This window comes from Candidatus Ruminimicrobium bovinum (genome assembly GCF_902760015.1).
Classification (GTDB): domain Bacteria; phylum Elusimicrobiota; class Endomicrobiia; order Endomicrobiales; family Endomicrobiaceae; genus Ruminimicrobium; species Ruminimicrobium bovinum.
In genome coordinates, this window is sequence record NZ_CACWEU010000266.1 from 1 (window position 1) to 4,921 (window position 4,921).

The 4,921-nt window shown below is 52.4% G+C and carries 6 protein-coding genes; all 6 read right to left on the reverse strand.

Annotation, left to right across the window (positions count from 1 at the left end; genetic code table 11):
- The coding region (locus ACMUOV_RS08670) for a hypothetical protein (protein ID WP_413854755.1) at nucleotides 1-746 on the reverse strand (746 nt) is incomplete at its 3' end.
- A gap of 9 nt (nucleotides 747-755) precedes the next feature.
- Entirely contained in the window at nucleotides 756-1,265 is a 510-nt protein-coding gene (locus tag ACMUOV_RS08675) for a hypothetical protein (protein ID WP_413854756.1), read from the reverse strand.
- Nucleotides 1,266-1,281: 16 nt separating this feature from the next.
- Nucleotides 1,282-1,902 (reverse strand): hypothetical protein, encoded by a 621-nt coding sequence (locus tag ACMUOV_RS08680; RefSeq protein ID WP_413854757.1) that lies wholly within the window; start codon nucleotides 1,900-1,902, stop codon nucleotides 1,282-1,284.
- 41 nt (nucleotides 1,903-1,943) lie between these two features.
- Complete coding sequence (locus ACMUOV_RS08685; protein WP_413854758.1) at nucleotides 1,944-2,306, reverse strand: hypothetical protein; 363 nt, start codon at nucleotides 2,304-2,306, stop codon at nucleotides 1,944-1,946.
- 455 nt (nucleotides 2,307-2,761) lie between these two features.
- Complete coding sequence (locus ACMUOV_RS08690; RefSeq protein WP_413854759.1) at nucleotides 2,762-3,298, reverse strand: hypothetical protein; 537 nt, start codon at nucleotides 3,296-3,298, stop codon at nucleotides 2,762-2,764.
- A 43-nt stretch (nucleotides 3,299-3,341) separates the two neighbouring features.
- Complete coding sequence (locus tag ACMUOV_RS08695; protein WP_413854760.1) at nucleotides 3,342-4,892, reverse strand: hypothetical protein; 1,551 nt, start codon at nucleotides 4,890-4,892, stop codon at nucleotides 3,342-3,344.
- Nucleotides 4,893-4,921: the final 29 nt, after the last annotated feature.

Here is a 4,921-nt window from a genome sequence, read left to right on the forward strand (position 1 = left end):
TGGACATCCCAAATGGACGGTGCAATATATTCACACACGGGGCTAACAAGCATAGTATCCACGTGACTTTTAAGGAACGATGTAAGCAGTCCCTCGGCAGAAGATACCATCCACAGGCGGCAAGTCGATATTTCCTCCTGGTTTACACACCGGGCATAAAACCGTCTATACAAAGTGCTGTATGTTTTCTCGTAGGCCGAATCGGGAGAACAATCCCCCGTATCGGTCTCGAATATCGCACCGATTATGGCCTTTCCGAGAAAGCTAGATACGCTAAAATCCGACGGATGGATACACATAATGCCGATTCCGTTGGCGAACATGTTGTCCTGCAATACCGCACCCTTTCCGGGCAGAATCTTGGAGCGGAAATACGGGGAAAGCGACAGGGCGTCCAATATCATGTCGCTATAACAACCATTAACATTATGGCCGACAATGGCAAAATTAATGGACGTATTAGGCATCAACGACCATACCTCATGCGGATTATTGACCAATGTAAGAATATACAGGTCGTACAGGAACCCTATGACTGCCGCAGTAGTCCGTCCGGTCCCGTAACTACCCGCCAACAGGACTTCCACGCAGCTCGGGTGTAACGGGTCGGCATAAATAGATTTGAGTTTGTCAACCCAATAGGGATACACGTCCGTAAAGTAGGCCCCCAAATACTCGGGGTCCTTGATGAACGTCTCGATGTCTACCGGAGTAGTAGTCAAGTCTTGTAGTGTCATGTCTTTCATAAAGGCTCCTTATAATCGTTCCCGACTTGCCCAAGTTGCTATTAACAGACCGTCCGCATCCTTGTGCTTTCGGATGGCTTCGGCAAACTGCGGATACAGTCTGCAACCAATCTCCTTGGATGCTTTCTTGAGTTCAGCAGAACCCTTGATACCCTGTGGCAACATTTTCTTCTGCCACGGGCGAGAATCCGTGTAGGTTAGTGGAACACCCAAATCTTCCAGAACACAAAGGGTTGCTTCCAAAGCCCTCATAGCCGAAAGAGTAGTTACAAACTGTTTCGGGTTCACACGGGGACGTTCCAATATTGCAAGGGCTTCATAGGGCTTATGTTCGCCCAAAATCTTCAAGACCAATTCACGAAGAGCCTTACGGTCGATGCGGGTAATATTCTTGGCGGCTTTCGTATAGGACTGCTCTTCAAACTTCGGAGTTTCTGCGAAACCCGTATCAACATCCTCGCCAAGCCAACCGATAGACCCCGATGTACCATTGTCGATACCTATATAAAGGTTTCTCATAATTACACAACTCCGGTTACATAACGTCTGAAAGTTTACGGATAAGCGCACGTTCGGCAACCACGTCGCCTGCGCAATACTGGCCGATTTCCGCAATCTTTCCCTGTCGGAAAAGTTCGGCTACCTCTGAACCGCACGTGGCTTCCTTCGGGTCCTTGATGCCGAACAGGAGACATGCGGAGCGGAGCGACATGGACGGGCCTCCCCCGAAACGCATGATTTCCATCGTATCCTTGTGGGGGACTTCCCACGGCTTCCGGCCACCTACGTTGAGACTGCACGGGAGACGATTGCACTGCGCAATATAACGCTTGGCCAAGAAGGGAATGTCGAATCCCTTGATATTGTGACCCATGAGCGTCACGCCCATGTTGTTCAGGGTTGGATAGACCTCCTCCAACATCTCCGCTTCCTCTTCCAAGGAGCCGGCAGTGAACACCATCGGTTCCTCGTCCGTAAGGGCGTTGGCATAGGCGATGGCGGTAATCATGCCGAACTCGCCATGGAGTGCAGCCATGTCCTCCAAATCCTGCCCTTCCTTTCCGGGATACTTTTCCGAAGCCCACTGCGGATACCACGTGTCCATGATTCCGGGTCTCGGTACAGTCTCGATGTCGATTACAATTCTTCGGGCCATAATATTTACCTCCGGGTATGTATATAACAAGATACCATAGGCTAGTTCACCAACTCCCCGTTCGGGAACTTGAGCATCCTGCACGCCTCCTGTCTTTCGTCCGCAGCAGTAATTCCGTCCTGGCTTGCCACGGCCATCTCCTTGAACTGCTCGGAGTAGTCCCGTATACAGGCATCCGCCACCTCCAACTGTCGGGAGAGTTTTTTCAAGTCCATGTTCAGATGATAATTGTTTGCTGCGAGGACGGGCATGACATCCGCCTCCACGAGAAGGCGCGCCACCAACTGCAAGTCCAGCTTTCCGGACTCCAACAGGTCCTGTATCCGTGCCACGTTGTCCTCGAACGTGGCGTTAGGGTCCAACAGGGAATGCAGCACGTCGAACGGATTAACCGTATCAGCCATTCTTATTCCTCGATATCACTTTCGGTGCGGTCCTGTTGTACTTGGAAAATTCCACGTAGTCCGAGTATCGGGGTTTCGCCTCCCTCGGTATCCCGAGCAGTTCCTTGTGCTGCCGGATGCTCTCCCACGAGCGGTCGGGTACGACGTTGCCGGCAAGCAACGTGGCATCCTCGGTCGGGGACCAGAACCATTTGCACTTGCCCTTGCGTAATTCCTTCCAGGGTATCCCGTGCTTGTGCGCGTACGATGCCGCCTGCAAGTAGGTACGGCCTTCGGGCACATCGCCACATTCTACACATTTCTTTTCGGTGTCTGTCCATCTGCGATGCGGAACATTGCGAGACATAGCCACTCTCCTGATTGCATTGTCTATCAGCCAGTTTCAAGTGGTCGCTCCGATATGTCCTTAGATTCTAATATAATAAAATATCGGTGGCAATGCAAGAGGATACCGACTACGGGGTATCGTCATCCGGTTTCGGTACGAGGCTTTCGGCCTCCGGGTTCTTCTGACGGAACGTGGTAAGCATATAGGACATGGACTCGTAGCTGTCCCTGTCGTTTGGCCTGTGCACGATATTTCGGATGTCCCGGCCTGCGTTCGTCACGGGTGGTATCACGATTTCCTCGTCCTTGAACATGTCCAACAGTTTCATGTGGGTGCGGACGGCGCTGCGCAGTTGCAGTGCTACCCAATGGAAGGAGTCCGCAATATTCTCCCGCTGCGCCACCTTCTCCGCATTGGTCACGAAATCTTCCAACTTGGTCACCATGGCCGACGTGTAGGCCCATATCGCCCTGCGCAAGTCCTTCTCCAATCTGTTCTTCTTGCAGGCGTACAGGAATAGTGCGCTCTGTACCCACTCCATAGACTGCGGGCCGATTTTCTCGCGGATTTGACGGGCACGCTCACGCGCCTGTCTGCGTGCCTTGATGTACCTGGAAGCCCCAATATTGAATGCACGGGCCTCTGCGTACTTCTTGGCGGACATCGGTACGCCCCCGATGTATATCTGACCCTTCTTTGCCATGGTTCTAGTCTACCTGCTTTGACGGACGTACGTGCGGCTTGTCTGTATCGGGCACATTGATGATTTGGGAGGCACCCGCCAAGGCGTCGATAAGCGATTCCATAAACCTTGCGTATTCCTCGTTATTGACGAACGGCTGAATCTTCTCGTCAGAGATAATATCACGCAACGTATTGTAGATGTTGGAGATTACAGTAGCCGAGGCGTCCGCATATTCCAGGCGGTCGAGTTCGGACGTGTTGATGGCGCAATACTGCATCACGTTCAGATGGCCACGGACATCGTACCCGTAAGATGCCAGGAGGTCGGTTGCAATGGTCGAGATGAACTCGTTTATTGCGAACTGACCCGCCTTGACCTGTCGGGCGTAGCGGGCGTAACGTCTGAGCGAACCACCGGGCTTGGTCTCGTCACGTCCCGTAAAGATGAACTCGGGCGGGATGGCCTTGATGTCCAGGATGAGGTTGCGCTGCTTCTCCACCCTATCGGGGAGTCCGGCCACCGTGGAATCGGCTGCTGCGTTGAGCGAGGGGGCAATGGCCCCGCGTTGGCTCTGTTGGGGGACGACACGGAGCTTGGTGGCCTCGGCTGCGTACATCTTGATGGCACCGAGATTGTAGGTATTGACAGTCTCATCACCCGTGTTGTTGATGACCTTCTCGTACCAGGCTGTAAATTCCTTGAGCTGTTCAAGGTCAAGCCCGTCGGGTGCCGTAACGGAAACAAGGGAATTGCGTTGGAGGGCGGCATTGATGGATGCGAGGTCCAACTGCTCAAGCATCTCTAGCCCGACTAACTTATCGTAGATTTCAAAACAATAGGGCCTGCCGATGCTGCCCGTCTGGGCGATAATGGAATCGCGGCCTTCCATCGTGATTGTCATCGGGTTCAGCGACAGACGGGACCTGTCGCTCTGCATGTCAAGACAGATAATTTCCTTGTTGTCGAGCTGCTCGATGGTATTGATTTCGGCTGCGGACATCTTGTAATACATCGGCCTTGCGCCCAAGCCGTCCAACGATATCGTAAAGATGGAACCCGGTTGGGCGGTATCCTTCAGGCCTACGATATGACGTTGCTTGTCACGGATGTACTCGCAGAAAAATTTCCCGTAGAATATGGCGTCAAAGATAATCTTGGACACGTACTTGTCGAACTGGGTGGATTCACGGAAATCCTTCAGAATCCTGTTGGCCTCGTTGGACTTGGGATACTTGTTGTCCACAACGATGTCGAACGTGTGCTTGGTACGGGGGTCAATTGCTAGGATGTCGTACGACAGCGTATCAATCATCGCAATGACGAGGTAATGGTACTTCAGCGGTTCGTACTTGTTGATGTCGTTGCGGTACCGGATGAACTGCTCGTAGAGCTGGGTGAGCAGTCCGATTTCGGACACGGAGTTGGATTTGATTTTTCTGAGCAGTGCCTTGTCGTGGGCGTTAGAGGTAATCAAGTCCTCGACGGACACGATACGGGTACCGACTTCCTTCAACAAGGTGTAGTCGGCGAAGGCGTTAATCAGTCTGCTTGTCCATGGGCCATAAATGTTCATGCCCTAAATATACCATATTTGCCGAAAAA